Origin of the sequence: Mumia sp. zg.B17 (genome assembly GCF_019550915.1) — a bacterium.
Lineage (GTDB): Bacteria > Actinomycetota > Actinomycetes > Propionibacteriales > Nocardioidaceae > Mumia.
Map to the genome: position 1 here is coordinate 1 of NZ_JAHWCI010000008.1, position 26,014 is coordinate 26,014.

The 26,014-nt window shown below is 69.8% G+C and carries 23 protein-coding genes and 1 tRNA gene; 10 read left to right on the forward strand and 14 right to left on the reverse strand.

What is annotated here, in order from left to right; all coding sequences use genetic code 11:
• Positions 1-121: 121 nt before the first annotated feature.
• Positions 122-700 carry a hypothetical protein gene (locus KV097_RS13190; protein ID WP_220346208.1) on the reverse strand — a complete coding sequence of 193 codons (579 nt, stop codon included), beginning with the start codon at positions 698-700 and terminating at the stop codon, positions 122-124.
• A 136-nt stretch (positions 701-836) separates the two neighbouring features.
• On the opposite strand from KV097_RS13190, the gene KV097_RS13195 reads away from it, so the two are divergent.
• From KV097_RS13195 to KV097_RS13215, 5 genes are read left to right on the forward strand one after another with little or no spacing between them, the layout of a single operon-like run.
• Positions 837-2,255, forward strand: a complete 1,419-nt coding sequence (locus tag KV097_RS13195; RefSeq protein WP_220366136.1) for a polysaccharide biosynthesis tyrosine autokinase — start codon at positions 837-839, stop codon at positions 2,253-2,255.
• A 5-nt stretch (positions 2,256-2,260) separates the two neighbouring features.
• Complete coding sequence (locus KV097_RS13200; protein WP_220366137.1) at positions 2,261-3,613, forward strand: hypothetical protein; 1,353 nt, start codon at positions 2,261-2,263, stop codon at positions 3,611-3,613.
• On the forward strand, positions 3,591-4,634 hold the full coding sequence (locus KV097_RS13205) for a glycosyl transferase (RefSeq protein WP_220366138.1): 1,044 nt from the start codon (positions 3,591-3,593) through the stop codon (positions 4,632-4,634). The genes KV097_RS13200 and KV097_RS13205 overlap by 23 nt, the downstream gene beginning before the upstream one ends.
• Complete coding sequence (locus tag KV097_RS13210; protein ID WP_220366139.1) at positions 4,631-5,938, forward strand: hypothetical protein; 1,308 nt, start codon at positions 4,631-4,633, stop codon at positions 5,936-5,938. Before KV097_RS13205 ends, KV097_RS13210 begins: the two co-directional genes overlap by 4 nt.
• A 9-nt stretch (positions 5,939-5,947) precedes the next feature.
• Positions 5,948-6,577 (forward strand): DapH/DapD/GlmU-related protein, encoded by a 630-nt coding sequence (locus tag KV097_RS13215; RefSeq protein ID WP_220366140.1) that lies wholly within the window; start codon positions 5,948-5,950, stop codon positions 6,575-6,577.
• Between the two features lies 1 nt (position 6,578).
• Here KV097_RS13215 and KV097_RS13220 read toward each other — a convergent pair whose 3' ends face one another.
• The 3 genes from KV097_RS13220 to KV097_RS13230 all read right to left on the reverse strand — a co-directional run bounded on the left by KV097_RS13220 (position 6,579) and on the right by KV097_RS13230 (position 12,953).
• Positions 6,579-8,639, reverse strand: coding sequence for a glycosyltransferase (locus KV097_RS13220; RefSeq protein WP_220366141.1), 2,061 nt, complete (start codon positions 8,637-8,639; stop codon positions 6,579-6,581).
• 1 nt (position 8,640) lies between these two features.
• Complete coding sequence (locus KV097_RS19350) at positions 8,641-12,144, reverse strand: PKD domain-containing protein (RefSeq protein ID WP_255559633.1); 3,504 nt, start codon at positions 12,142-12,144, stop codon at positions 8,641-8,643.
• 107 nt (positions 12,145-12,251) lie between these two features.
• Positions 12,252-12,953, reverse strand: a complete 702-nt coding sequence (locus KV097_RS13230) for a hypothetical protein (RefSeq protein WP_220366142.1) — start codon at positions 12,951-12,953, stop codon at positions 12,252-12,254.
• A gap of 151 nt (positions 12,954-13,104) precedes the next feature.
• Between KV097_RS13230 and KV097_RS13235 the strand changes: the two genes are divergently transcribed.
• A complete protein-coding gene (locus KV097_RS13235) occupies positions 13,105-13,992 on the forward strand; it encodes a glycosyltransferase family 2 protein (RefSeq protein ID WP_220366143.1) in 888 nt (295 codons plus the stop codon).
• A 13-nt stretch (positions 13,993-14,005) separates the two neighbouring features.
• Here KV097_RS13235 and KV097_RS13240 read toward each other — a convergent pair whose 3' ends face one another.
• Genes KV097_RS13240 through KV097_RS13250 form a run of 3 tightly spaced genes read right to left on the reverse strand, consistent with a single transcriptional unit; the run spans position 14,006 to position 16,688 of the window.
• Positions 14,006-15,145: a DUF1972 domain-containing protein gene (locus tag KV097_RS13240; protein ID WP_220366144.1), complete on the reverse strand. Its 1,140-nt coding sequence runs from the start codon at positions 15,143-15,145 to the stop codon at positions 14,006-14,008.
• Complete coding sequence (locus KV097_RS13245; RefSeq protein WP_220346198.1) at positions 15,142-15,894, reverse strand: CDP-alcohol phosphatidyltransferase family protein; 753 nt, start codon at positions 15,892-15,894, stop codon at positions 15,142-15,144. The genes KV097_RS13240 and KV097_RS13245 overlap by 4 nt, the downstream gene beginning before the upstream one ends.
• Positions 15,891-16,688, reverse strand: a complete 798-nt coding sequence (locus KV097_RS13250; protein WP_220366145.1) for a polyprenol monophosphomannose synthase — start codon at positions 16,686-16,688, stop codon at positions 15,891-15,893. Before KV097_RS13250 ends, KV097_RS13245 begins: the two co-directional genes overlap by 4 nt.
• A 163-nt stretch (positions 16,689-16,851) precedes the next feature.
• Here KV097_RS13250 and KV097_RS13255 point away from each other — a divergent pair, with 163 nt between their 5' ends.
• Both KV097_RS13255 and KV097_RS13260 read left to right on the forward strand, forming a co-directional pair.
• A complete protein-coding gene (locus KV097_RS13255) occupies positions 16,852-17,349 on the forward strand; it encodes a GtrA family protein (protein WP_220346196.1) in 498 nt (165 codons plus the stop codon).
• A 77-nt stretch (positions 17,350-17,426) separates the two neighbouring features.
• A complete protein-coding gene (locus KV097_RS13260) occupies positions 17,427-18,569 on the forward strand; it encodes a glycosyltransferase family 4 protein (protein ID WP_220366146.1) in 1,143 nt (380 codons plus the stop codon).
• Here the strand turns inward: KV097_RS13260 and pth are convergent.
• The 6 genes from pth to KV097_RS13290 form a co-directional block, all read right to left on the reverse strand.
• The gene (gene pth, locus KV097_RS13265; protein WP_220366147.1) at positions 18,559-19,143 is read right to left on the reverse strand and encodes an aminoacyl-tRNA hydrolase; all 585 of its coding nucleotides are present in this window, start codon (positions 19,141-19,143) and stop codon (positions 18,559-18,561) included. The two genes, KV097_RS13260 and pth, sit on opposite strands and share 11 nt — an antisense overlap.
• A 59-nt stretch (positions 19,144-19,202) precedes the next feature.
• Positions 19,203-19,865: a 50S ribosomal protein L25/general stress protein Ctc gene (locus KV097_RS13270; protein WP_220343615.1), complete on the reverse strand. Its 663-nt coding sequence runs from the start codon at positions 19,863-19,865 to the stop codon at positions 19,203-19,205.
• A 208-nt stretch (positions 19,866-20,073) separates the two neighbouring features.
• Positions 20,074-21,054, reverse strand: coding sequence for a ribose-phosphate diphosphokinase (locus tag KV097_RS13275; RefSeq protein ID WP_220343614.1), 981 nt, complete (start codon positions 21,052-21,054; stop codon positions 20,074-20,076).
• Entirely contained in the window at positions 21,051-22,514 is a 1,464-nt protein-coding gene (gene glmU, locus KV097_RS13280) for a bifunctional UDP-N-acetylglucosamine diphosphorylase/glucosamine-1-phosphate N-acetyltransferase GlmU (RefSeq protein ID WP_220346193.1), read from the reverse strand. Before glmU ends, KV097_RS13275 begins: the two co-directional genes overlap by 4 nt.
• A gap of 35 nt (positions 22,515-22,549) precedes the next feature.
• Positions 22,550-22,629, reverse strand: a tRNA-Gln gene (locus KV097_RS13285).
• 65 nt (positions 22,630-22,694) lie between these two features.
• Positions 22,695-24,125: an MFS transporter gene (locus KV097_RS13290; protein ID WP_220366148.1), complete on the reverse strand. Its 1,431-nt coding sequence runs from the start codon at positions 24,123-24,125 to the stop codon at positions 22,695-22,697.
• A gap of 62 nt (positions 24,126-24,187) precedes the next feature.
• On the opposite strand from KV097_RS13290, the gene KV097_RS13295 reads away from it, so the two are divergent.
• Both KV097_RS13295 and KV097_RS13300 read left to right on the forward strand, forming a co-directional pair.
• Complete coding sequence (locus KV097_RS13295; RefSeq protein WP_220346192.1) at positions 24,188-24,643, forward strand: helix-turn-helix domain-containing protein; 456 nt, start codon at positions 24,188-24,190, stop codon at positions 24,641-24,643.
• A 67-nt stretch (positions 24,644-24,710) separates the two neighbouring features.
• Positions 24,711-25,676, forward strand: a complete 966-nt coding sequence (locus KV097_RS13300) for an acyl-CoA desaturase (RefSeq protein WP_220343610.1) — start codon at positions 24,711-24,713, stop codon at positions 25,674-25,676.
• Between the two features lie 37 nt (positions 25,677-25,713).
• Here KV097_RS13300 and KV097_RS13305 read toward each other — a convergent pair whose 3' ends face one another.
• On the reverse strand, positions 25,714-25,938 hold the full coding sequence (locus tag KV097_RS13305) for a hypothetical protein (RefSeq protein ID WP_220343609.1): 225 nt from the start codon (positions 25,936-25,938) through the stop codon (positions 25,714-25,716).
• Between the last annotated feature and the right edge of the window lie 76 nt (positions 25,939-26,014).

A 26,014-nucleotide genomic window follows, 5' to 3' on the forward strand; every position in this document is an offset into this window, starting at 1 on the left:
ACCAACTGCCCCATCATCGCCCCACCCACCACCACCCAGATCGCCACCATCACCAACAACCTCTGGGACACCACCAACACCCCCATCACCATCCGACGAGGCTCCTGAGGAACCGGACGGCTCAGGCGCGCTGAGCACCGACCTCGTCTCGCACGAGAACCTTCGCGAGCTCGTCGACCGACGCGGTAATCATGTCGAGCGCTCGACGGTAGCGGTGCATGCTGTGGCGGTAGGGGTCCGGGATCTCGTCGTCCGCCGGACGCCGAGGCGGTGAGCGGTGCAGCTGGACGTAGGCCAGCGCGGCGGCGAGTCGCTTCGAGTGGGAGGCCTCGGCCTCGACGAGCTCGTCGGGGCGCGCCGTCTCGAGGATCCGCGTGAACTCGCGGAGGAGGAAGGTGCGCTGCACCGCAGCCGGCTCCATCTGGACCACCGCCTTGCGGTGCTTCGTCGTCATGACGAGCACCAGGTCGGTCGACGAAAGGGTCGGCCGATCGAGCGCACGCCCCTCGAACCCCTCGGTGTCGATGTCTCGCAGGGCGAGGAGCTTGGCCATGGGTGAGTCGACAGGATCGCCCACGCGTGCGTAGAGCCCGGCGCTCGCCACGGTCAGATCGCTCTCTCCCAGGCGCTGGCGCAAGGCAAGCTGAGCCGCTGGGGAACGGCAGATGTTGCCCGAGCAGACGAAGAGGAGGTGCGCCACCCCACGAGACTACCGTTCGGCATCAATCTCAGGACGTAGCAAGCGCACACCTTTAACATAGACTCCACATCGGCCGCCACCGGAGGGCGGACACGCATCTCCCTGGGAAGTGCGAACGGCGAGCTCGAAGGCTGAGATGGATTCCAACGCGTACCTGCAGGTGCTCCGTCGACGATGGCTCGCGATCGTCCTCCTCGCCGCACTCGGGGGAGCGCTCGCCGCCGCCTACGTCCAGACGGTGACACCCCAGTACCGCTCGACCGCGACCCTCTTCTACGCGCTGGCGCGGACGGACTCCGTGTCCGAGCTCGTCCAGGGTTCGGACTACACCCGCGAGGTCGTGAAGTCGTACGCCTCGGTCGCCCGGACCCCTCGAGTGCTGACTCCGGTCATCGACGATCTCGACCTCGACACGACCCCGCGTCGTCTGGCGGGGTCGATCACCGCGTCGGCGCCGCTGGACCAGGTGATCATCGACGTCACGGCGACGAGCGCGTCGCCCGTCGAAGCGGCTCAGATCGCCAACGCCACCGCTCGCAGCCTGGCCACCGAGTCCGAGGCGCTCGCCCCGAAGACGCGCAGCGGTCGAGCAGCGCTGGACGTCTCGCTGATCTCGACCGCGACGACGCCGGAGTTCCCCTTCTCCCCCAACAAGAAGTTCTACGTCGCCGGCGGCCTGGCGGCCGGCCTGGGCGTCGGCCTCGCGCTCGCGCTCATCCTGGAGCGTCTCGGGAGCCGGGTCCGAACCGAGGCGGACGTCGAGGCCTACACCGAGGCCCCCGTGCTCGCACGCATCCCGCGCCAACGGTCCCGACGCGTCACCCCTGCCGCCCACAACGACGGTCGCGACATGGCTCGGAGCGAGGCGGTGCGTCGACTCCAGATCAACCTCGAGTCGCTCGGCATCGGTCTGACACCGGGCTCGGTGATGGTCACCTCCGCGCGGCCGGGCGAGGGCAAGACCACGACGACGGTGGACCTCGCCGCCGCGATGTCCGAGGCGGGCCACCGCGTGCTCCTGGTCGACGCCGACCTCCGGCGTCCGCGGGTGGCGAGCTACCTCGGGCTCGAGGGGAGCGTCGGGCTCACCAACGTGCTGGCCGAGCAGGTCGAGCTCGAGAATGTCGTCCAGCCGTGGCTGAGCGAGAACCTGCACGTCCTCCCCGGTGGCTTCGTCCGCTCGACCCCGGCCCAGGTCCTCGGTTCCGAAGCCATGCGTCGGTTCTTGCGCGACTCCTTGATGACCTACGACATCGTCCTGCTGGACGCCGCGCCGCTGATGCCGGTCGCCGACTCCGTCGCGCTCGCCAAGCTGGCCGACGGCACGCTGCTCGTCGTCGACAGCCGCTCGTCCAAGCCCGCCGACTTCAAGCAGGCGTTGCAGGTGCTGAGCGTCGCGGGCGCGAGTCTTGTCGGAGTCGTGCTCAACAAGACCACCGGTGGACGCTCCGGCCAGTACGGCTACGACCAACGTCCTCGCCGCTTCGACTTCCTGCGCAGAGAGCGGGATCCCCACGAGAACCGCGCGCCCGCTCTGGATCGCACGGGCAGGTAGTCGCGATGTCGACGATCGGGGCGTCCGACGTCCCCGGAGGCATCCAGACGTTCGCACCCCTGCGGCCGGCTGTCCCGGAAGCGGTCCCGCGCGAGACCCGCCCGTACCTCGCTGCGCTCGCCGCGACAGCGACCTTCGTGCTGGGCCTCAACTACCGGGTCGGCGGGTTCCTGCCAGTGGCGCTCCCGCTCCTCCTCGCCCTGGCACCGCTCTGGTTGCCCCAGGTGCGCCGCTACCGCGGAGGGCCGTTGGTCGTCTTCGGGGGGCTGCTCGCCGTGCTGTCCGGCTACTGGCTGATCCGGATCGTCACCGGGATCGACCATGAGCTCGACGAGCGGGCGGGGATGGCGACTGGCCTCGCGTACGTCGTCGCGTTCCTCGGTGTCGGTTTCCTCCTCTGGGCTCGCAGCGTGCTGGGCGTTCCCGCAACGGCACTGGCCTATGCGCTGGGAGTGCTCGCCTCGACCGCCGCCTTCCAGGCAGGTGCGACCGACAACCCCTGGAAGTTCGCGTACTCGTGGCCGGTCATCGTGATCGTTCTCGCGGCGTGCGCGCTCAAGCGCAGCCACCATGCCGCCGTGGGGCTGCTCCTCGTGCTCGCTGCGTTCAGCGCCGCCAGCGACGCTCGGAGCCTGATGGGGATATGTCTGGCGACGGCGGCCCTGGTCCTCTGGCAGCGGCGCCCAGGAGCCGGGTCACACGCCCTCGCGCGCCGCGGCAGCACCCTCGTCCTCCTCGCGGTGATGGCGTACGCCGGCTACTCCGTCGTCACCTCGCTCCTGCTCGGCGGCGCACTCGGCGACGAGACTCGAGAGCGCACGCAGGCGCAGATCGAGCGGAGCGGCAACCTCCTGACCGGTGGTCGTCCCGAGTGGTCGGCCACCATCGCGCTCATGCGTGACCAGCCGGAGGGCTTCGGGCTCGGCGCCGTACCCAACTTCCACGACGTCGCCACCGCGAAGACGGGCCTCGCCCCGCTCAACATCCCGACGATCGAGGGATACGTCGACAACTACATGCTCGGCCCGCAGTTCACCTTGCACTCCGTCGTCGCCGATATGTGGGCGAGCCTCGGCGTGGTGGGGCTGGTCGTGGCGCTCGCCGTGGTCTGCCTGCTGATCGGCTCGCTGGTCCGGGGGATCACGGCTCGCGAGGCGTCGGCGCTCGTCGTCTTCCTGGGACTGATGGGGCTGTGGGACCTCGGCTTCTCCTCCACGTTCTCGGTCCTCGTACGGCTGACTCTCGCCATCGCAGTCCTCCTGACCGTCCGGGCGGGATCCACCGCGCCGTGGCAGGAGTCGCCGCAGACTTCACCGAGCCTCGAAGGAGGCGATGATGCCGCGCACGTCCACCGGTGAGGACGTCATCGTGCTCGAGACCTTCCTCGAGCCGTCAGCCGGGACGAACCCGTACATGACCCAGCTGGCCCGCAACATGCCCGACGGCGTGCGGATCCTGACGTTCGGCTGGAGACGTGCACTTCTCGGACGTTACGACGTCCTGCACATCCACTTTCCCGAGCTGCTTCTCCGTGGGTCGACGCGTCCGCGGACGTACGCGCACCGTCTTCTGGCGGTGGTGCTGCTCCTTCGGTGCTGGTTGCGCCGCACAGCCGTCGTCCAGACTCTCCACAACCATCGCCCTCACGAGGACCGCGGCCCCGTGGAGCGGGTCCTCCTCCGGGCGATCCGGGCGCGGACGGACTGGTGGATCCTGATCAACACCGTCGACGCCGCCCCTCGGCCGGGCCGCGCCACGACGATCCTGCACGGCCACTACCGGGACTGGTTCGCCGGATGTCCGCGGCCTCCACGTTCGCCGGGGCGGCTCGCTTACGTCGGGATGATCCGCGAGTACAAGAACGTCCCGGCGCTGCTCGCCGTCTTCAGCCAGGTCGACGACGACAGCCTGTCGCTGGTCGTCGCCGGCCAGCCCCGCACCGACGACCTCACCTCCGCACTCTCACGAGCGGCCGCGCGTGACGGGCGCGTGAGGCTCGACCTCGCCTATGTCGACGACGACACCCTGGCGCGGACCGTGTCAGAAGCAGAGCTCGTAGTCCTGCCCTACACCGAGATGCGCAACTCGGGCGCCGCGCTCCTGGCGCTCTCGCTCGACCGGCCGGTGCTCGTGCCACGTGGCACGGAGAACGACGCACTGGCCGCGGAGGTCGGCGAGGACTGGGTGCTGCGGTACGACGGCCCGCTGACCCGCGAGGTGATCACCGCCGCTGTCGACGTCGTCCGCGGTCCGCGAGCTGCCGACCGCCCGATGCTCGACGGGCGGGACTGGAAGACCGCGGGTCACCTTCACCGCGAGGCGTTCCGCGCGGCGCTCACCCGTCGCCGCCACCGCCGAGAGGACTCCACCACCAGATGAGCGTGTGGCGCGCAACCCTGAGCACGGCGGGGACCCGTGTCGGAGTCATGGCTGTCTCCGGACTCCTCGGCATCGTCACCAGCCGACTGATCCTTCAGTACTTCGGCGTGGAGGCCTACGCGCAGTACGGGCTGCTCAACGGTGTCCGGCTCCTCTTGCCCTTCGCCGACCTCGGGATCGGCGCCGTTGTCATCAACGTGATCGCGGAGTCACGAGACCCGCGGAGGGATCGCCAGGTGCTGGCGACGCTGACGACCGCACTCCGCTACCTGACCATCTCGGGCGTGGTCATCGCGGTGCTGAGCCTGTTGTTCCTCTCGCTCGGCTGGTGGCCCGCGCTGCTCGGCGGCGCGCTCCTCCCGGGCGGGGACGTCGTCGCGATGCTCTGCCTTGCCGTGTTCGGTCTCTCACTGCCCCTCGGGCTCGGTGTCCGGATCCTCATCGGGCTCGGCAAGAACTCGATGCAGACAGCCGTGCTCGGGCTGGCGTCACCGCTGTTCCTGATCGGGCTGCTGCCGCTCATCGCCCTGGGCCACGGCGCCGGCAACTACGTCGCGCTGGTCTCGTACGTGGCTGGCTCTGTGACGTCGGCACTCACCCTCCTCCTCGGCGCACGGTTTCTCCGACCGCAGGTCTGGAAGGCCTTCCGAGACGCGCCGCGGGTGCGTTCGGTGCGCAACGTCAAGGTGGGCCACACCGCCTGGCCGGCGCTGCTGATGGCGATGGCGATGCCGATCGCGATGCAGACGGACCGGTTGTTCCTGTCGCACCTCAGCACGACCCGAGAGCTCGCCAACTACAACTTCGCCTCCCAGATCTTCGGTCTGGTGCTGCAGACGATCATCGCGGCCGGGATCACCCTGTGGCCGTACTTCGCTCGTGCGCGAGCGACGTCATCGGTCGAGAGCCCGTTCGGGATCATGACAGCGTTCGTCGTGGGAGCAGGTGTCCTCTCGGCGATCTTGTGTCTCGCCCTGCCGCTGCTCACCGAGATCGTCACCGACGGCAAGCTCCGGCTCGACCCGTTGCTGACCGTCGGCTTCGTGGCCCTCGTGCTCACCCAGGCGGCGAACTATCCCCTCGGGATGTACATGACCGACCCCAAGGGGTTCCAGTTCCAGGTCGTGCCGATCATCGCGACGCTCCTCGTCAACGTCCCGCTGACCTGGATGCTCGTCGAGCCCCTCGGTGCCGCTGGCCCTGTCCTCGCTTCCGCGGGAGCCCTGTTGGTTTGCCAGATCCTGCCGGCCGTCTGGTGGATCCGTCGCGATCTTTCGCGGCGTCGGCTCGAGCTTCGCCACTAGACTTCGGCCATGGTGGCCAGTGACGACGCCCGGTCCGTTAGTGCCCTTCGCGAGACGCTGAGAGCGGGCCCCGTCGGCGAGCTGGTGCGCCGCGTGAGGCGCACGACGAAGGCTCCTCGGGCCGGCGCGCTGCTGTTGCTGACCCTGTCGCTCGGCCGCCTGCCCCTGCGTGGACTGCGCACGTCGCTGGCTCGCCGTCTGCTCGGCCTGCAGATAGCCCGAGACGCGGTTCTGTACCGGTGGCGCGACCTTCGGTACCCCGCCGGGATCATCATCGGCGGCGGGAGCGTCATCGGGTTCGACGCGACGCTCGACGGCCGGCGCGGCATCACGATCGGGCGCAACGTCAACCTGTCGAGCGAGGTCGCGATGTGGACACTCCAGCACGACCACAACGACCCAGACTTCGGGACGGAGGGCGGTCCGATCACGGTCGGTGACTACGCATGGATCAGCTTCCGCGCGACCATCCTCCCGGGTGTCCGGATCGGCGAGGGTGCTGTGGTGGCCGCCAACGCCGTCGTGACGCGAGACGTTCCCGACTACGCCGTCGTGGGCGGCATCCCTGCCAAGGTCATCGGCCAGCGGACCCGCGACCTGGACTACTCGATCAGCGAAGGCGGACCCTGGTTCGTCTGACTCAGATCGGCCCCACAGGCGCGAAGGCACTGATGCGCGGGTCCCACGGTGCGCCCTCGAGGAGACATCGGGTCACCAGCACGTACCGCCCGACGTAGTCGTCCTGAGTCAGGCCGCGGTCAGCCGATCGGTCCCCGGCCGCGTCGGACTGCTCTGACACCGCGTCGATGATCGCCTTGGTCAGCGCGTCGGTCTCGCCCACAGGAACCAGCGTGGCGTCTCCCTCGACGTAGTCGGCGATGCCGCCTGCGTCGCTCACCACCAGAGGCCGTCCGGCGCTGAGGGCCTCGATGCACACCGTGGCACCGGACGCGTGGGCGTTGTCGAGCAGAGGGACCGCCACCACGGCCGCGGACGAGTAGAGCGCCGCCAGGTCCCACACGTTCGTGACCGGCGCGACGGTGGCGTTCGCCGGCCAGTCGAGCCCGGTCGCGCGCGGTGACCGGGTGGCCACGGCGAAGTCCACCTCGGGAAGGCTGCGGGCGGCGTCGAGCAAGGTCTCCCAGTCACGGTGCCGGTCGTTGCCGATCGAGACGACCACGGGGCGCCCGCTCGGCGCGACCTCGGCACCCGGCTGCCCCGCGACCGATGCCGAGCCGAACGGCACCAGCACCACCTCTCGCCCGGCGACGCGTCGGCGCGAGATCTCCTGGTTGCACCGGCTGAGGACCAGCTCCACCCCGGCACCGCGAAGCAGCGACGCGTACAGCCGCCGCCGCCACGCCGGGAGGTCCGCCCACTCGTCCCAGAGCCACACCGTCTGCGCGATCACCGGGGTGCGGCGGCTCTTGCGCTCGAGCCTCTGGACCGCCAGCACCGCCAGGTGCTCGCGCTCGGTGTGCGTCCACACCACGTCTGAGTCGGCGACGAGTCGCCGGTTGCGGAAAGCGTGGACCAGGTCGAACCCGAGGCGTTGACGGAAGGCCTCGCGGAGGCGTCTGCCAAGCCTGCCCTCCGGGTGGGACCGTGCCCACGCCATGTCGAACCAACGCTGGGCCTTCTCGTACCCGTACGGCGTGACGTCCCACGCGAGGCCGGCCTCGTGACGGCGACGCCATTCCTCGGGATCCTGCGCGTGGCCGAGGACGACCGCCACCCGCGGCCGTGCAAGAGAGGGCTCGCTCACCTGCGGCACCTCCCGCGCGTACTCCGAGTAGCGGTGGCCGAGGATGCCTGCCACCATCCCGGAGCCACGAGCGATGTTGCGGGTGCCCTGCGCGCGCTGCGACAAGGAGCCGGTCAGACGACCGGCCGTCCAGCGCAACGCCCCTCCAGCGACGCGCACCGTGCCCTGAGCGAGCAGGCTGGCGCGCTGACGGAGGCGGGCCCCCGGTCCGACGCAGACGGCGAGGTTGGTCCGGCTCCACGAGTTGCCGCTGCGATAGGAGCGTCGCACGACCCAGTCGCGGGTCAGACGCTCCGGCGGTACGACGTCGGTCACCAGTGCCTCGTCGCACCAGACGAATCGCCCGCCCTGTAGGCGCGCGTCGTGACTGAAGAGGGTGTCCGATCCGCCGGTGAGCCCGAACCGGTTGTCGAACGCCAGGCCGAGGGACCGTAGGAGGCGGAGGTCGAGCAGGAGGTTGTTGGTGGCCACCACGTCGACGACGGTTCCCGTCGGAAGACGGCGGCGCGTGAAGAAGCGGCCTGCGAGGATCCATGGCTCCGGCGCGTGCGCGAACTCTGAGACGACCGGTCCGACCACGCCCAGGACACCAGGATGGTCTTCGTACGTCCGCACGAGCGCGTCCAACCAACCGTCGCCGGGACGCTCGTCGTCGTCGATGAAGACGAGCAGGTCGGCGTCGTCGACCTCGGCGAGCGCTCGGTTCCGCGCGGCGGCGATGCCCGGCGTCGGCTCGTGCGCGTAGCGGACGACGTCGCCCGGGAAGGAACCTACGACGTCGCGAGCACTCGCCGACGGGTCGTTGTCGATGACCTGCACGTAGGCGTGCCCCGGGTACGAGGCAACCTGCGCGACCAGCCGCGGCAGGCTCGCCTCGATGTCCTCAGGGCGCCGGAACGTGAGTACGGCGATGGCTACCGTGGGCCGAGACGGCACGTCAGTCGATGACCTTGGCGAGCAGGTTGTCGTAGACGAGCGCCTGAGGCGCGTTCGTCGCCGAGCCTCCCAGGTATCCGGAGACGCCGACTCCACCCGCTGCCTGCAGCGCAGCGGTGGAGTCCGTCGCCGAGGCCGTCCACGATGCCGGCTCCGCCTCCCCGGTCTTCCACACCTTGGCGCGGACCGTCGTCGGTGAGGTGCCGACCGCTTGCACCTTGACCTTCAGGACGTCGCCGAGCTGGTAGGAGAGACCGGGGGCCACGGTGCTCGCGAGCAGCGACTCGGCTGCGCCGACGAAACGGCTCGGCGACACGACGACCTGCCCATCGGGCTGAAGTCTCAGGCGCACCCGGTAGCCGTCGTTGACCGAACCACGGACCCCGAACCAGGCGAAGATCCCCGAGCCGGTGAGAACCTTCTCGGCGCGGACCTCGGCCGTCAGCTCCGTCGACGTCCCGCTGACGGAGCTCAGCCATGCGGTCGACGTGCCTCCGGCAACGTGCATCTGGAGGCGGCCGACCCCGTCGGCGACCGAGTAGTTGCTGGCCAGCCAGGTGGTCGACCAGGAACCACCGACGTCTGCCGTCCCGAATCCGTTGGTCGCGGTGCGCCCGAAGGTGTCCTGCGCGATGACCGCATCGGGCGGCGGGAGGCTGACGGTCACGTTGCGGGTGACCGATCCCGTCGCACCGTCGTCGTCGGTCACCGTCAGCTTGACCGCATAGGTCCCCGCCGAGGCGTACGTCTTCTGCGGCGACGCACCGGTGGCCGTCGTCCCGTCACCGAACGTCCACGCGTAGGACGCGATCTCCCCGTCCGGATCGGACGACCCCGACGCGTCGAACGACGCCGACAGGTTGTCGGTCGACGACGTGAACGACGCGGTGGGAGCCTGGTTGACCGGTGGTGCAGTCACCGTGACGCTCTGCGTGACCGACGCCGTCGCTCCGTCGTCGTCGGTCACCGTCAGCTTGACCGCGTAGGTCCCCGCCGAGGCGTACGTCTTCTGCGGCGACGCACCGGTGGCCGTCGTCCCGTCACCGAAGGTCCACGCGTAGGACGCGATCTCCCCGTCCGGATCGGACGACCCCGACGCGTCGAACGACGCCGACAGGTTGTCGGTCGACGACGTGAACGACGCGGTCGGCGGAAGGTTCTGCGCCTCGCCCGTCGTCCCGGTGAGGTGGTGAGCCGCGATCTCTCCGGCCGGCAGGGCCCGCGGATAGACAGCGACCTCGTCGATGCGCCCGCTCAGGTTGTTGGACGTGCCGCGGTTCGGCCAGCTGCTCGAGAGCTGGTCGCTCCCGATGCGCCAGTAGCCGAGGTAGGCCTGGCCCCACTGCGTGTCCGTGCGCTGCCCGACCATCGTGCCGTCGAGATAGAGCTTCATGCCCGACTTGTCCAGGCTCGCCGCGAAGTGGTGCCACGTGTCGTCGTTGTAGCCGTTGCCCGACTGCACCGTCCGGATCTCGCCGGGGTTGACACCGAACGTCACTCGACCGCTGCCGTTGATGTAGAGAAGACGGTCGTGCGTCGAGGAGTTGCCGGTCTTTGAGCTGCCGAAGCCGGCGATCCTGCCACCCAAGATCGAGCTGGTACGGAACCAGCCCTCGATCGTGAAGGCGTTGGGCGCGAACCTCAGCTCGTTGGAGTTGATGCGCCCGCTGGTGCTTCCGTTGAGGCTCGACGCGGTGCCCGGAGACACCGCACCCGAGACGCCGCGTGTCACGCCCGAGCCCGCAGTCCCGTTGTCCGTGCCGCCCCAGTCCTGGACGCTGGTGCCCGAGGCCTCGTCGAGCCGGTAGTACAAGGTGGGCTTGCTGCCGAGGACGGCTCGGGCGTAGGGGCCGTACGGGGTACCGCCGCTGCCGAGCACCGAGGTGGACCCGTTGCCGCTCCAGCTGACGTTGTTGTCAGGGTCGGTGACCCGCACGCGGTAGGTGGAGGTCTGGCCGGCCGTGAGTCCGGTGTCCACGAAGGTGAGGGTCGGCCGGTGGTAGAAGTTGGAGCCCTGCGTCACCTCGTACACCGGGGTGGTCGTGTTGCCGTTGCGATAGACGCGGTAGGTGAGGCTTCCGCTGTCGGGATCGGTCGCGGCCTGCCAGGAGACCTGCGCGGTGCCCGGCGCCTTCGAGGTCACCGTCGGGGTCAGGCTGGGCGACGCGCTGGGTCCGACGTTGTTCGGCGCGAGCGACCGCTTGGCGAAGCGTACGAGGCCCTGCTGCGCGACGTTGTTGACCTTCGGGAACTCCCCGCCGTAGACCATGTAGTCGTCGTTGCCGGTCACGCTCCAGGCCGCCTGGCTCTGTCCCGTGAACGAGCCGACGTCGATCGTCGGGAACCAGTCGAGCAGTGTCGGGGACGGGTTGTTGTGGAAGCTCGGGTAGCCCATCGTGTCGCGCGACACGACGCCCGTGGCCTGCTTCGAGAGCGCCGTCGCCTGGTAGAAGTCCCACGGCTCCGTCTGGGCGAATCCACCGATGTTGCCGCAGTAGTGCTTGTGGCCGGCGGCGTACACCGCCTCCTTCGCCGGGTACACCGAGTACGTGTCACCGTGGCAGTCGTCGAGCCACGTGATCTGGCCGGTCGAGCTGGCTCGGAACGTGCCCTCGAACCCGCCACTGCCGTAGTAGTCGTAGCCGCTGCCGTAGACGCCGTCCTCGTCGGTGGCGAGGCTGAGGATCGCGGCGCCGTCGCCGGTGTTCTTCACGACCTGGTTCATCGGCCACCCGAGAGTCGCGCCGGACGTCGGGTCGACGGCGGCAAGGCCGCGGGCCTGGGCACCGTTGACGTTGCCGAAGTGCCCGCCGATCACGACTCGGGACCCGTCGGGCGTGATCGTCAGGGCGTTGACGCGATGGTCTGCCGCGGGCGCCCATGGCCGCACCGCCGCGTTCGAGGCGGCGAAGGCTGCGAGCCGGGTGCGGCTCTCGTTTCCGGCGCGGGAGAAGATGCCACCCGCGTAGACGGTGTCGTTGGTCGCGACGAGAGCGCGCACCTGCGAGTCCGTGCCGGTGTTGAAACCCGGGACAAGAGCGCCGGTGGCCGTGTCGAACGCGGCGATCCGGTAGCGGTTCTGCCCGCTCACCTGGGTGAACGAACCGCCGATGTAGAGACGAGAGCCATCGGGCGAGGCCGTGACGGCCAGCGCCTGTCCGTTCAGGTTGGGGTTGAAGCTGGAGATCAGCGCACCCGTCCTGATGTCGAAGGCCAGCATGTAGTTGCGAGTCACGACGTTCTGGCCTGCGGGCGACCCCGCAGGCCGCGCCTGCGTGAAGTTGCCGACGGCGTAGACCGTGTTGCCGACGACCTCCTGGTCCCACACCACCCCGTTGATCTGGACGGTGGGCAGCCCGTCCGCGGTGACGGTGACCGGCGTCGCGGGATCGGACGGTGCGGAGTCGGCCGGCGCTGGCGCGGTGACCGCGCCGAGGAGCGCCACGGTGAGCGCGGTGGCAGCACCGACGGCACCGAACCGGCGAAGGGTGGACTGGCGACGCATGAAGGCCTCCGAGAAAGGGTGGTCGAACGGTGACAACCTAGTCCGAGCAGGAGTCACGATCAGCAGGTTGTTCGTTTTGCGATGTCGCGTTCGGGACATCGCCGAGGTCAGGGCATGACACCTCTGAACGCCACGATGTCGGCGTCGCCGGAGTAGCTGACGCTCACGACCGCGCGTCGCGCGTCGGGCTTCGGGAGCTGGAAGACGTAGCGACCGGTCGCCGACCCGCCGACCGCGAGGCTCCCGTCGAAGGGTCGGGTCCGCTTGTCACCGAGCACCGGCGAGGCCGGCTGGTTCTGGCGGCCCACGTTCAGGTTCACGACCGCGTCGCCGAGCTGGACCGGCTTGCGGCTGTCGTTCGTCACGCGGACGACCACCACGACGCCGGGTCCCTCCACCTCACCAGCGCCTTGGGCCGAAGCACGGACGTCCTTCAGACGAACAACCGTCGCCGTGACTCCGTCTCCCATGTCGGCAGACTCGCTCATCGGAACCGGCTTCAAGGTCCCCGGATAGAGCCCGTCCGAGCCGTCGGACACGGACGTGCCGGGATCGGAGCCGGGCTCGTCCGCCGAGGGCGCGGAGCCGCCGTCGTCGGGTGCCGGTGTGTCGCCCGACGACTCCTCGGCCCCAGTCGTCGACGCTGCTCCGGCGGTCGCCGTCGGCTCGGCCTTCTCGCCCCGTGTCCCGGCCTCCGGCTCGTCGTCGCCGAGCACGAGCACCGCCACGACCAGGAGAACGACAGCCGTGACGACGCCCACTCCGACGACCACGACCAGGCGCCGCCGTCCCTCCGCGTTCTCGCTCACCGAACCGTCCCTCGCTCCTCGTCGCCCCGATGCTCTGAGCCTCTCGAGGCTAACGTGGCCGCGGAGCGATGTCCGCCGTTTCGGAGCACCGAGGCTATCGTCACGTCTACGATGACGCGGACCCGACCGGTCTCGAGACTCGAGGAGGAGCGTGACCGCGACGACCGCCATCGTGACGGTGAACTACGCATCGCACCGCCTCCTCGCGACGAACGAGGCGCTGCGGCAGGCTCAGGACGAGGGCCTGCACGTCGTCGTCGCCGACAGCTACTCGTCGGCAGGCAACCGCGACGCGGTGGCCGCTCTCTGCGCCGACCGAGGCTGGCAGCTGGTCCCCCTCGCCGGCAATCCCGGCTTCGGCAGCGCCGTCAACGCCGCGGTCGCCGCCCTCGACGAAACAGTCGCCACGCTGGTCCTGCTCAACCCGGACGCGTCCGCCCCCGCCCGCACCCTGTCTCACCTGGCCGACGCCGTCCGAGCCGACCAGGCCGCGATCGTCGCGCCGCGCATCGTGCGCCCTGACGGGTCGACGTGGTCGGAAGGCGGCGACATCCTCGTCGCCGAGGGCACCACCCGCACCGCGGGCGTACGGATCGAACAGGCGTCGCATCCCTGGCTGAGCGGCGCGTGCCTTGCCGTGTCGCGGCCACTGTGGGAGCGGCTCGGGGGGTTCGACGACGACTACTTCATGTACTGGGAGGACGTCGATCTGAGCTATCGCTGCGTGACGGGGGGCGGCCGCGTCGTGGTCAGGCGTGACCTCGAGGTCGTCCACGACGTCGGCGGCACCCAGGGGGGCGGACGTGCGAAGTCCGACCTCTACTACCGCTACAACTGCCGCAACCGGTTGCTGTTCGCGTCGAAGCACCTGACCGCCGACGAGATCCGCGGGTGGATCTCCACGGCGCCCTCGTACGCGCGGGACGTGGTCCTGCGCGGCGGGCGACGTCAGTTCCTCGAGCGTGGCCCGGGACCGCTCCTGTCCGCTGCGCGCGGATCGTGGGAGGGCTACCTCCACGCCCGGCGCGCGTTGCGCTGAGCGACGTCCCGCGTCATCCTCGGCGGCGTCCCGAGGCGACGCCCCGGGTCGAGTGCCCGCCCGCGATCTTCTCGAGGAGCTTCTCGTAGCCCTCGGCGACGTCGTCCCAGCGGTAGAGCTCCGCTGCGCGGTCCTGGAGGCGCCGGCCCGCCGCCCTCATCTCTGCCGGGTCGGCCTCCGCGCGCTCGAGGCAGGAGGCGACGCCCTCCTCATCGCGGAACACGAGATCGTCACCACCGAGCACGCCGACGTTGAAGGACACGTCGTAGGCCGCGACGGCCGTGCCGGCGCCCATCGCACGCAGGAGCGACGGATTGGTCCCGCCGACCGAGTGACCGTGGACGTAGAGCAGGGCGTGCGCATAGAGCTGGTCGAGCAGCTCCTGGTCCCACACGCCGCCGACCAGCCTCACCCCGCTGTGCTCGCGCGCCGCGAGACCCTCGACCCGAGCCGTGTAGTCGTCGGCGTACGGCGCTGACCCCACGACGACCACCGGCAACCTGGCACCGGATCTCACGGCACCGTCGACGATCTCGGAGACATGGTTCTCCGGCTCGAACCGGGCCACGACGAGGTGGTATCCCCCGGGCTCCAGCCCGAGGTCGGCGAGCCTGTCCGCGGGTGGGTCTCGAAGGATGGGTGCGCCGTACGCCAGCAGCTCGGTCGGCAGACCGAACTCGTCCTCGTAGTAGTCGGCGATTCCCTGCGCGTCCGCGATCACAGCGTCGGCCCAGCGCACCGACAGCGCCTCCGCCGCACGGTAGTAGCGCTTGCCGGCGCCGCCCCACTTGGCGCGCTTCCACTCCAACCCGTCGGCATGGAGCGCGGTGGGGATGCCCCGGAGGCGCAGAGCTGGCAGGAACGGGGCGTTGGCGGCGTTGAAGACCACCGCGGCGTCGTAGCGTGCACGGCCGAGCGAGACGTGGCCGACCGAGAGCGCGGTGTGCGACAAGGTCTCCAACGCCTTGCGCCGGGCCGCGGGCAGGTGCACCAGGGTCATACCGCGGTAGCTGTCCGCGCCTCCGCTCCCCCGGCAGTAGACCGTGACCTCGTGTCCTCGGTCGACGAGACGTCGGCCGACCTCCTCCACGGCGGTCTCGAACCCTCCGTACTGCGCCGGGACGCCGCGGGTGCCCAGCAGGGCGATCCTCATCGTGGGCCCCCGGAGGCCCGGTCCAGCGCGCGGAGCTCGCGCCACCACTTGACGAGCGCTGCCGCGAGCGCTGCCGCGTTGGCGAGCATGAGCGCGGTGTAGACGGCGGTGAACGCCGGCCCCCAGGCGAGCAGCACGAAGACGAGACAGAGGACCCCGTAGTCGGTCGGGAGCAGCAACCAGCGGCGCGCCGGGTGCTCCTCGCGGTCGACGTCGATCGTCGACCCACGTGACCCTGCCGGCCGGAGGGTCGGGACCAAAATCAGGCCGAAGAAGGTGACGACCGCCACGACCTCGTACGCCACCGGGACCAACAGCCAGCCGGCCTCGTCGTACGTCGGCCACCGGAACCAGGAGATCAGGACCGCCAGGTGGAGCGTGCTCGTCTTGATGCAGTCGATCATGTGGTCGAGCCACTCGCCGCTGCGCGAGCCGGCCCCCGCCAACCGGGCCAGCTGTCCGTCGACGGAGTCCATGACGTAGCCGAGGGCCAGGAGGACCGCGATCGCGCAGGCGGTCACCACGGTGGGCTCGGTCAGCGCCAGCAGAGCGATCGCGGCGGTGGACAGGGAGGCGCTGATCGCCGTCGCCTGGTTGGGCGTCATCCCGACCGTGCTGACGACCGCGGCCACCTGCCGACCGAGAGGTCTGTTGACGTGCCGCGAGTAGGCGGCGGTGCCCTTGGCCGGCTTCTGCGCCCGCCGGAGCGCGTCGAGAGCCTCCTTGACCGTCCTGGTCGCGGTGGTCACGAAGCCCGTCCCGCGCTGGGAGCCGACGCTTGCCCGTCGCTACCGGTTGACCGCGAACGCAGCCGCTGCACACGAGACTCGACGCCCCAGCGGGTGACCTTCCGTACGGCCTCCACCACGATTCCGCCGGTCATCTTGGACTCACCCCGTTCGCGCTCCACGAAGGTGATCGGAATCTCCTGCAGAGTGAAGCCGCCTCGCACCGCGCGCCAGGCGAGATCGATCTGGAAGCAGTAGCCCTGGCTGTCGACGGGCTCGGCGACCAGCCTCTCCAGCACTTTCGCGTCGTACGCGCGGAACCCGCCGGTCGCGTCGCGGACGGGGAGACCGAGCGCAAGACGGGCATAGAGGCTGCCTCCGCGCGAGAGCAGCCGTCGGTGCCACGGCCAGTTGACGACACCACCCCCCGGCACCCAGCGTGAGCCGAGCGCCACGTCGGCGGACCGCAGCCCGGCAAGCAACCCGGGGAGGTCCTGCGGCCGGTGCGAGCCGTCGGCATCCATCTCCACGACCACGTCGTAGTCGCGCTCGAACGCCCACGCGAACCCGGCCAGGTAAGCGGCGCCGAGCCCCTCCTTGCCGGCTCGGTGGAGCACGAACACCTGGGTGTCTTCGCCGGCGAGACGGTCAGCGATCTCACCAGTGCCGTCGGGCGAGGCGTCGTCGGCGACGAGGACGTCCGCGGTCGGCACGCAGCGCCGGATACCGCTGACCGCACCCACGACGTTGTCCGCCTCGTTGTAGGTCGGGACGATGACGAGCGTGCGCGGAGCTCGCGAGGTGTCCGTGGACATGATGGATGATCCCCGTCTGGCTGAGGCGTGTACGAGGTTGCGACGCTATCAACTGAGCGGCGGTCGGGCGGACGATCGCACGATCCCGGCCCGTGGTGCGCGTCGCATCTCGTCTTGGGACAACCCGGTCAGACGCGACCTCTCCTCGGCCTACGGTGGACGGATGACTTCGGTTCTCGAGCGCTCGCGCGCCCGACGTCTCGCTCACGAGCTGGCGACGTTCGGCGCTGTCGGCCTGACCGGGTACGTCGTCGACGTCTCGGTGTTCAACCTCCTGCGGTACGCGGGTCCTGGGCTGCTTGAGGACAAGCCGTTGACCGCCAAAGCGATCTCCGTGTTCGTCGCCACGCTCGTGACCTACTTCGGCAACCGCACGCTCACGTGGCGGCACCGCGCTCGGGCCAGCCGACTCCGTGAGTACAGCCTGTTCTTCGTCTTCAACGGGATCGGCATGGCGATCGCCCTGGGCTGTCTCGCTGTGTCGCACTACCTCCTCGACCTGACGAGCCCGCTGGCCGACAACATCTCCGCGAATGTCGTCGGCCTGGCGCTCGGCACCGCGTTCCGCTTCTGGGCCTACCGCACGTTCGTCTTCAACCAGGTCCGTACGCCGCCGGAGTCTGCCCCGGAGATGGCCGAGATCACCGCCCCGGGCCGGTGAAGGTCCCTCTGCACGCCGCCCTACGATCGTCTCGGAGCCCAGCCGGCCAGGAGGAATCGTTGCGCACCCACCGATCCGTGCTTGTTGCCCACCCGTCCGCCGACGTCTACGGATCTGATCTCCAGCTCCTGGAGAGCGTGTCGGCGATCGTGGAGCGTGGCGGCCAGGTCCGCACGGTGGTTCCGGAGGACGGGCCGCTCGTCGAACGGTTGCGAGAGCGAGGTGCCACCGTCGACGTCGTGTCGTTCCCGGTGCTCCGCAAGAGTCTGCTGTCTCCGGTCGGACTGCTCGGGCTCCTGCTGTCCCTCCTCCGGGCGTTTCCCCGACTCCTCCGGGCGTGCGACCCGTCACAGGTCGACGTCGTCCTCGTCAACACCGTCACCATCCCCTGGTGGTTGCTCGCGGCCCGTCTGCGCGGCGTCCGGACGGTCTGCCACGTCCACGAGGCCGAGGACGAGGGCAACGCCGTCGTGCTCGCCGCTCTCGCCGCACCGAACCTGCTCGCCGGGTCGATCGTCGTCAACAGCAACGCGTCGGCCGCTGCGCTGACGCGCCGTGCGGGCCTGCTGCGCCGCCGGATCGTGGTGGTCCACAACGGTGTTCCCGGGCCTGACACGAGGCCCGAGCCTCCCCGGGCCCGTCGACCGGGAGATCCGGCCAGGCTCGTCGTCGTCGCACGGGTGTCCCCTCGCAAGGGGGTCGATGTCGCTCTCGATGCCACGGCGCTGCTGCGGCAGCGCGGCCACGACGTGACGCTCGACGTCTGCGGCTCGGTGTTCCCTGGCTACGAGTGGTTCGAGCGCGAGCTCCGGGCCCGGGCCGCACAGACGCCGTTGGAGGGTGCCGTGACGCTGCACGGATACGTGTCCCCGACCTGGCCCGTGCTGGCGGCGGCAGACGTCGTCCTCGTGCCGTCGCGCGTCGAGCCCTTCGGCAACACCGCCGTCGAGGCGCTGCGTGCCCGGCGGCCGCTCGTCGCGTCCGGTGTCCAGGGCCTGATGGAGATCGTCGAGGACGGGGAGACCGGCCTGCTGGCGGAGCCTGGCGATGCCGAGGACCTCGCCGACGCGGTCGAACGCTTCCTGGCTGATCCGACGTGGGCCGCCGAGGTGGCCGAGGCGGGTGAGGCCGAGGCACGGGCGCGGTTCTCCGTCGCGGCCTATCGCGAGAGGATCGCCGCGGCGCTGGGAGTCGCCTCGCCCGCGGCGATCAGCTGTTGAACTCGCGCTGTGCGACCTCGAGGCCCGAGGTGAGCAGTGTCTCGACGGCGTCCGCCGCGGTCTCGACGACCAGCGGCAGCTCCTTGCGCTCCGTGCTCGAGAACGGCTTGAGCACGTAGTCGGCAGGGCTCTGGCGACCGGGCGGACGACCGATGCCCACCCGCACCTTGTAGTAGTCGCCGGTGCCCAGCGACGCGCGGATGGACTTCAGCCCGTTGTGGCCGTTGTCCCCGCCGCCCAGCTTGACGCGCATGGTCTCGTACGGGAGGTCGAGCTCGTCGTAGACCACGACGAGCTGCTCGGACGGCACCTTGTAGAACGTCGCCAACGCCTTGACGGCACCGCCGCTCTCGTTCATGTAGCCGCGTGAGCGGCCGAGCACGACGCGGACGCCGGAAGGGCCGCCGAGGCGACCCTCCACGACGTCCGCGCGCGTGGGCTTGTGCGACTTCCAGCGGCCACCCGCTCTCTCAGCGAGGGCGTCGGCGACCATGTAGCCGATGTTGTGACGCGTCTGGGCGTACCCGGGTCCGGGGTTGCCCAGGCCGACGACGAGCCATGGCGATTCCGTCATGGCGTCGTCGTTCTCCTGCTCGCGTCGGTGAGCCGGGGCTCGGAAGATCCGTCCCAGGATCACTCGGCGGGTGCGGCCTCGGTCTGCTCGGCCTCGGCGGCCTCGGCGGCCTCGGCCTGCGACTCGTCACGCTCGATGCCGGCCTCGGCCTCGGCCTCCTCCAGCTCGGCCTCGACCTGCGCCGCGGTGGGCTCGGCCACGATGTTGACGATCAGCAGATCGCCGTCGACGGCCAGCGACGAGCCCTTGGCCAGATCCAGGTCGGACGCGTGGATCTGAGCACCGGCGTCGAGGCCCTCGACCGAGACCTCGATCTGCTCGGGCAGGTGCGTCGCCTCGGCCTCGATGGGGACCGAGGAGTTCTCGGTGACGACCATCGAACCGCTCACCGACTCGCCGGTGACGACGATCGGGATGTCGACGGTGACCTTCTCGCCCTTGCGGACGACCAGGAGGTCGGCGTGCTCGATGAAGCCCTTGATCGGGTCGCGCTGGACCTGCTTGGGGAGGACCAGCTGGGCGTCCCCGTCGACGTCGACCGACAGCAGCGCGTTGGGCTGCTTGAGCGCCAGCATGAGGTCGTGGCCTGGCAGCATCACGTGGATCGGATCGATGCCGTGGCCGTAGAGGACGGCAGGAACCTTGTTGTCGCGACGGATACGGCGAGCGGCGCCCTTGCCGAACTCGGTACGCGTCTCAGCCTTGATCTTGATCTCGGACACGGCGGAACTGCTCCTTAAAAGCGGGGTCTTCGTGCGGGTCGCGCCTCGGCGACGGTGGTCTTTCGGACGGCCGCATCGCGCACTGAGTCCAAGACACCAAGTCGATCACGGCTGACGGAAAGCCAACCCTCGCCGAGGCAACTTCCCCATCATACAAGGGCGGAGGCAAGGCTGTCGAAGCGGGCTTCGAGACGGGTACGGCGGAGGCTCAGGCCTTGCCGTCGAACAGGCTCGTGACGGACCCGTCCTCGAAGACCTCACGGATGGCCTTCCCGAGCAGCGGCGCGATGGAGAGCTCGGTCAGCTTGTCGAACCGCTTGTCCTCGGACAGCGGCAGCGTGTCGGTGATGATCACCTCGGCTGCCGAACAGCTTGCGAGTCGCTCGACCGCCGGCCCCGAGAAGACGGCGTGGGTCGCCGCGATGACGACGTCGGCGGCTCCGGCGTTCATCAGCGCCTCGCACGCCTGGACGATGGTGCCGCCGGTGTCGATGAGGTCGTCGACCAGGACGCAGGTGCGACCCTCGACCTCACCGACGACGCGGTTGGCGATCGACGCGTTCGGACGGTCGATGTCGCGCGTCTTGTGGATGAACGCCAGCGGCACGCCGCCGAGCTTCTCGGCCCAGTTCTCGGCCACCTTGATGCGGCCCGCATCCGGCGACACGACGGCGAGCCGCTTGTCGCCGTAGCGCTCGAGGACGTACTCGGTGAGGATCGGCATCGCCATCAGGTGGTCGACCGGGCCGTCGAAGAAGCCCTGGATCTGAGCGGTGTGGAGGTCGACGACCATCAGACGGTCGGCGCCGGCGGTGAGGAACAGGTCGGCCATGAGGCGCGCGGAGATGGGCTCGCGACCGCGGTGCTTCTTGTCCTGTCGGGCGTATCCGTAGAACGGCTGGATGACCGTGATCCGCTTGGCCGAGGCCCGCTTGAGGGCGTCGACCATGATGAGCTGCTCCATGATCGCCTCGTTGATCGGCGCGGAGTGGCTCTGGATCACGAACGCGTCCGAGCCGCGTACGGATTCCTGGTATCGCACGTAGATCTCGCCGTTGGCGAAGTCGTACACCGACGTCGGGACGAGCGAGGTGCCGACCTCCTTGGCGACCTCCTCGGCGAGAGCGGGGTGGGCTCGACCCGAGAAGAGCATGAGGTTCTTCTCGGTGGTGCGCTTGATGCCGGTCACGTGGGACTCTCCTGGGCGTCGTCGCTCTGGTCGCCGGCGGCCGCACGGGCGGCCGCCTCGGCGGCTGGGGTCCCGGGGCGTTTCCTCGCGACCCACCCTTCTATCGTCCTCTGTGATCCAGCCGACACCGCAAGTGCCCCTGGCGGAACGTCCTCGCGGATCGTCGCTCCCGCACCGGTGAAGGCGCCCTCACCGACGCTCACCGGGGCGACGAACGTGTTGTTGCACGAGATGCGGGCGTGAGCGCCGATGGTCGTGCGGTTCTTCTTGACGCCGTCGTAGTTGGCAAAGATCGAGCCCGCGCCGATGTTGGCGCCCTCTCCGATGTCGCCGTCACCGACGTACGAGAGGTGAGGGACCTTCGCGCCGGGAGCCAGTCGGGTGTTCTTGGCCTCGACGAACGCACCGAGCTTGCCGCCGGCGCCCACCGTCGTGCCCGGGCGGAGGTAGCTGAACGGACCCACGGTCGCCTCCGCCTCGATCACCGACAGCGAGGCGTGGGTGCGGACCACGCTGGCGCCGTCACCGATCTCCATGTCCTGAAGCGTGCAGTCGGGACCGATCAGGGCGTCTTCGCCGATGCTCGTCGCGCCGAGGATCTGGGTGCCGGGCAGGATCGTGGTGTCGGGCCCGATCGAGACGTCGACGTCGATCCAGGTCGTCGCCGGGTCGACCACGCTCACCCCGGCGAGCATGTGGCGCTCGACGATGCGGCGGTTGGCCTCGGCGGCGAGACGGGCGAGCTGGACGCGGGTGTTGACACCCTCGGTCTGCACGGCGTCGGCGATCTCGTACGCGCCGACCTCGCGGCCTTCGGCGACGGCGAGACCGATGAGGTCGGTGAGGTAGTACTCGCCCTGGGCGTTGTCGTTGCCGAGCGTCCGCAGCGCCTCGCGCGCCCATGCGAGATCGAAGGCGAGGATGCCGGAGTTGATCTCGTCGATCCTGCGCTGCTCGTCGGTGGCGTCGCGCTCCTCGACGATCTCGACGACGCCGCCGTCGGCGCCGCGGACGACGCGACCGTAGCCGTGGGGGTTCGCGACCTTCGCCGTGAGGACGCTGAGGGTACGGCCGTGCTGCCGGTGGTCCTCCACGAAGCGCTCGAGCGTCTCGGGCTCCAGCAACGGCACGTCGCCGTACAGCACGACCACGCTGCCGACCGCCTCGTCGCCGAGGGAGGCCAGCCCGACCGCGACGGCGTGGCCCGTGCCGAGCTGCTCCTCCTGCACGGCCTGGATCACGTCGGGATCGACCTGGGCGAGGTGCTCCGCGACCTGTTCACGCTGGTTGCCGATCACCGCGACCACATGCTCCGGGGAGATCCCTCGGGCGGCGTGGAGCGCATGACCGAGCAACGTTCGCCCGGCGAGGGGGTGGAGGACCTTCATGGTCTTGGACCGCATCCGGGTGCCGCCACCGGCGGCCAGCACCATCACGATGGTCGGAGCCTGCTCGCTCACGGGTTCCTCTCGTACCGACGACTCGGGCGGATGAGCTCCCCGGGTAGGAGTCGAACCTACGTCGCTTGATCCGCATTCAAAGTGCGGCGGGCCCTGCCGACAGACCAACCGGGGATCATCCGCCCCCAGCGTACGGAACCAACGGGCCCCTGCACACACCGAGCCGGACGCCGGACCTCCTCAGTCCCGTCGCAGGCCCGACTCCCGACGCAGGGTCACCGTGCTCACCGCGACCCCGAGGAGCGCGGTCACCACCGGGACGAGCAGCGCGGCCCGGAAGCCGTCGAGCCCGATCGTCGCCGCGGGACCGGACACGGCAGCCAGGACCACCGCGACCGCGGCGAGCCCCAACGCCGACCCGAACTGGAAGGACGTCGACAGCAACCCGCCGGCAAGGCCCTGCTCGTGCGCAGCGACCCCGTTCGTCGCCTCGATCGTGAGCGGCCCGTACGCCAGCGCGAACGCGATGCTCACCAGGACGAAGGAGGGCAGCAGTGCCGCGTATGACCAGTCCGCCCCGAGCCGGAGCAGCGACGCGTAGGCGACGGCGGCGACCACGAACCCGCTGAGGAAGACCACCGTGTTGCCCCAACGCGCCACGAGCAGCGGCGTGACGGTCGGGGCCAGCACGGCGTCGAGGCCGAGCACCGCCATCGCCATCCCGGTCTCGACCTCCGACCATCCCCGCAGCTCCTGCAGGTACAGCACCATCACGAACTGGAACCCGACGAACGCGCCGACGAGCAGCAGCGCCGCGAGGTTGGCGCGGACCAGGCGCCCGGACCGGAGGATGCCGAGCCGTACGACCGGCGCCGGCGCCCGCCGTTCGAGGGCGACGAAGAGACCGAGCAGCGCGAGGCCCAGCACGCCGACCGCCACCGTCCTGAGCGCAGGCGCCTGCGGCGACTGCACCAGCGCCAGCACGACGAGCAGCATCGCCGAGGTGAGGGTGAGAGTCCCCCTCACGTCGAACCGCTCCCGCGCGGACCCGTCGCCGCGCTCGTCGCGTGGGACGAGCGCGACGGCCCCGGCGAGCAGCACGGCCGACATGATGACCGGCGCGAAGAAGACCCACCGCCAGTCGATCGCGGTGAGCAGGCCACCCGCCATCATCCCGAGGGAGAAGCCGCCGGCGGCGGCCCCGGAGTAGATCAAGAGGGCGCGGTCACGACGCGGCCCCTCAGCGAAGGTCGTGGTCACGAGCGCCAGACCGGCCGGGGTGAGGAAGCCGGCCGCGACTCCGGTCACGAAGCGGGAGACCACAAGCATCCACCCGTCGACCGCCACACCTCCCAATCCGGAGAAGAGGAGGAAGACGACCAACCAGGTGAGGAAGGTCCGCCGGCGCCCGAGGACGTCGCTCGCGCGCCCCCCGAGCAGGACGAAACCGCCGTAGCCGAGGGCGTACGCGCTGACGACCCACTGCAGCCCGGTGGTCGACATGTCGAGGTCTGCCCGGATGGACGGCAGGGCGACAGCCGTCATCGACAGGTCGATCCCCTCGAGGAAGATGGCGCCGCACAGGACGGCCAGCATCGCCGCGTCGCGGGCGCGCGCCCTCGATCGAGAGGGTTGCGCGGCGGTGTGCTCGGTGGGGACGCGTTCGTGCATGACGTGCTCCTCGTGTGGTTACTTCTTGTCACTGAGCCCATCGTGAGGAACCATGAGGACTTATGGAAGAAGGCACTTCAGAAGAACCGACGCACTGCGACGACACCGTCCCGTACGACGCCTTCCAGTGGGACTCGCGCGAGGACTGCGAGGTCCGCCAGATCCTGGACCGGGTGGCCGACAAGTGGTCTCTTCTCGTGATCTCCCTGGTCGGCAACCAGACCATGCGGTTCACCGAGCTCCGGCGGGCCATCGACGGCATCAGCCAGCGGATGCTCACGGTGACGCTCCGGCACCTCGAGCGCGACGGGCTGGTCGAGCGGACGGTCCACCCGGTGGTGCCACCGCGCGTGGACTACACGCTGACGCCGCTGGGGTGCACCCTGCTCGAGACGATCCAGTCGCTGGTCCGGTGGACCGAGGAGCACCAGAGCGAGGTGGCGAGGGCTCGAATGTCGTACGACCGCGCCCGAGCGGGCGTAAAAGTTGCTCAGGCGGGTACCGCCAGCAAGACTTAACCTACGCGCGCGTAGGTTGAAACGCCCGCGCTCGCGCGAGACTGCCGTCGAACACGAGGACCTCCACATGTCAGTACGCACCGAGACCCCCCCGCTACACAACGAGGCCGGCTTCGGCGCCGAGGGCGCACCCCCCGGCAAGCCTGAGCAGATCATGCTCGGGATCTTCGTCGTGCTCCCGATCCTCGCCATCCTGGCCGCGGTGCCTGTCGCCTGGGGCGGCTGGCTCGGACCGCTCGACCTCGTCCTGCTGGCGGTCTTCTACGTGATCTCCACCCTCGGCGTCACCGTCGGCATGCACCGCCTCTTCACCCACAAGGCGTTCAAGCCCAATCGCGGGGTCAAGATCGCGCTGGGCGTGGCCGCCAGCCTGGCGATCCAGGGACCGATCACGCGCTGGGTCGCCGACCACCGCAAGCACCACAAGTTCTCCGACCGTGAGGGCGACCCGCACTCCCCGTGGCGCTACGGCGAGACGGTGCCCGCGCTCACCAAGGGCTTGGCCTACGCGCACCTGGGATGGATGTTCAACGCCGAGCAGACTCCTCAGCGCCAGTACGCGCCCGACCTCCTGAAGGACCGCGACATCGTCCGGCTGTCGAAGCTCTTTCCGATGTGGGTGCTGATCTCCCTCGCCCTGCCGCCCGTGATCGGTGGCCTGGCGACATGGTCCTGGCAGGGCGCGGCGACCGCGTTCTTCTGGGGCTCCCTCGTCCGGCTCTTCCTCGTCCACCACGTGACGTGGTCCATCAACTCCATCTGCCACACGGTCGGCGAGTCGCCGTTCAAGTCACGCGACCACTCCGGCAACGTGTGGTGGCTGGCGATCCCGTCGATGGGCGAGAGCTGGCACAACCTGCACCACGCCGACCCGACCTGCGCGCGCCACGGCGTGCTGCCCGGTCAGATCGACATCTCGGCCCGCGTCATCTGGCTCCTCGAGAAGGCGGGCTGGGTGCGCGACGTGCGGTGGCCCGTCCCGTCCCGGATCGAGGCCAAGCGCGTCGAGGCCACCGCGAGAGCCGCGGCCTGACCTCTCGAGCGCCGCGGACGCGTCGCCGCGTCCGCGGTTAGCTGTCCCGCTTGGTCTGGTGGGTGCCGATGTCGGCCTCGGCGATCCCGATCACGAGTGCCGAGATGGCGCCGAAGATGGCGAGAGCCGTCCCGATCGGCTCCCACGGGTTGCTGTTGAGGGTGCCGCCCCGGACGAGCAGCAGGATGGTGGCCCCGGTGATCACGAACGCCGCCACCACGGCGACCACGAGACTCCACTTGGCCAGGGTGCTGAGATGCATGCGACGCGACCTCCTCAGAGGATTGGATGTCTCCTCCAGAGTCGACCTGCCGCGGCGATGCCGCAAGCAGAGCCCG

Coding starts and splice junctions, on each gene's coding strand:
- KV097_RS13255 (WP_220346196.1), top strand. CDS start 16,852: ATGACTTCGGTTCTCGAGCGCTCGCGCGCCCGACGTCTCGCTCACGAG.
- KV097_RS13210 (WP_220366139.1), top strand. CDS start 4,631: ATGAGCGTGTGGCGCGCAACCCTGAGCACGGCGGGGACCCGTGTCGGA.
- KV097_RS13240 (WP_220366144.1), bottom strand. CDS start 15,145: ATGAGGATCGCCCTGCTGGGCACCCGCGGCGTCCCGGCGCAGTACGGA.
- KV097_RS13215 (WP_220366140.1), top strand. CDS start 5,948: ATGGTGGCCAGTGACGACGCCCGGTCCGTTAGTGCCCTTCGCGAGACG.
- KV097_RS13305 (WP_220343609.1), bottom strand. CDS start 25,938: ATGCATCTCAGCACCCTGGCCAAGTGGAGTCTCGTGGTCGCCGTGGTG.
- KV097_RS13195 (WP_220366136.1), top strand. CDS start 837: ATGGATTCCAACGCGTACCTGCAGGTGCTCCGTCGACGATGGCTCGCG.
- KV097_RS13290 (WP_220366148.1), bottom strand. CDS start 24,125: ATGCACGAACGCGTCCCCACCGAGCACACCGCCGCGCAACCCTCTCGA.
- pth (WP_220366147.1), bottom strand. CDS start 19,143: ATGACGGAATCGCCATGGCTCGTCGTCGGCCTGGGCAACCCCGGACCC.
- KV097_RS13295 (WP_220346192.1), top strand. CDS start 24,188: ATGGAAGAAGGCACTTCAGAAGAACCGACGCACTGCGACGACACCGTC.
- KV097_RS13250 (WP_220366145.1), bottom strand. CDS start 16,688: ATGTCCACGGACACCTCGCGAGCTCCGCGCACGCTCGTCATCGTCCCG.
- KV097_RS19350 (WP_255559633.1), bottom strand. CDS start 12,144: ATGCGTCGCCAGTCCACCCTTCGCCGGTTCGGTGCCGTCGGTGCTGCC.
- KV097_RS13205 (WP_220366138.1), top strand. CDS start 3,591: ATGCCGCGCACGTCCACCGGTGAGGACGTCATCGTGCTCGAGACCTTC.
- KV097_RS13300 (WP_220343610.1), top strand. CDS start 24,711: ATGTCAGTACGCACCGAGACCCCCCCGCTACACAACGAGGCCGGCTTC.
- KV097_RS13200 (WP_220366137.1), top strand. CDS start 2,261: ATGTCGACGATCGGGGCGTCCGACGTCCCCGGAGGCATCCAGACGTTC.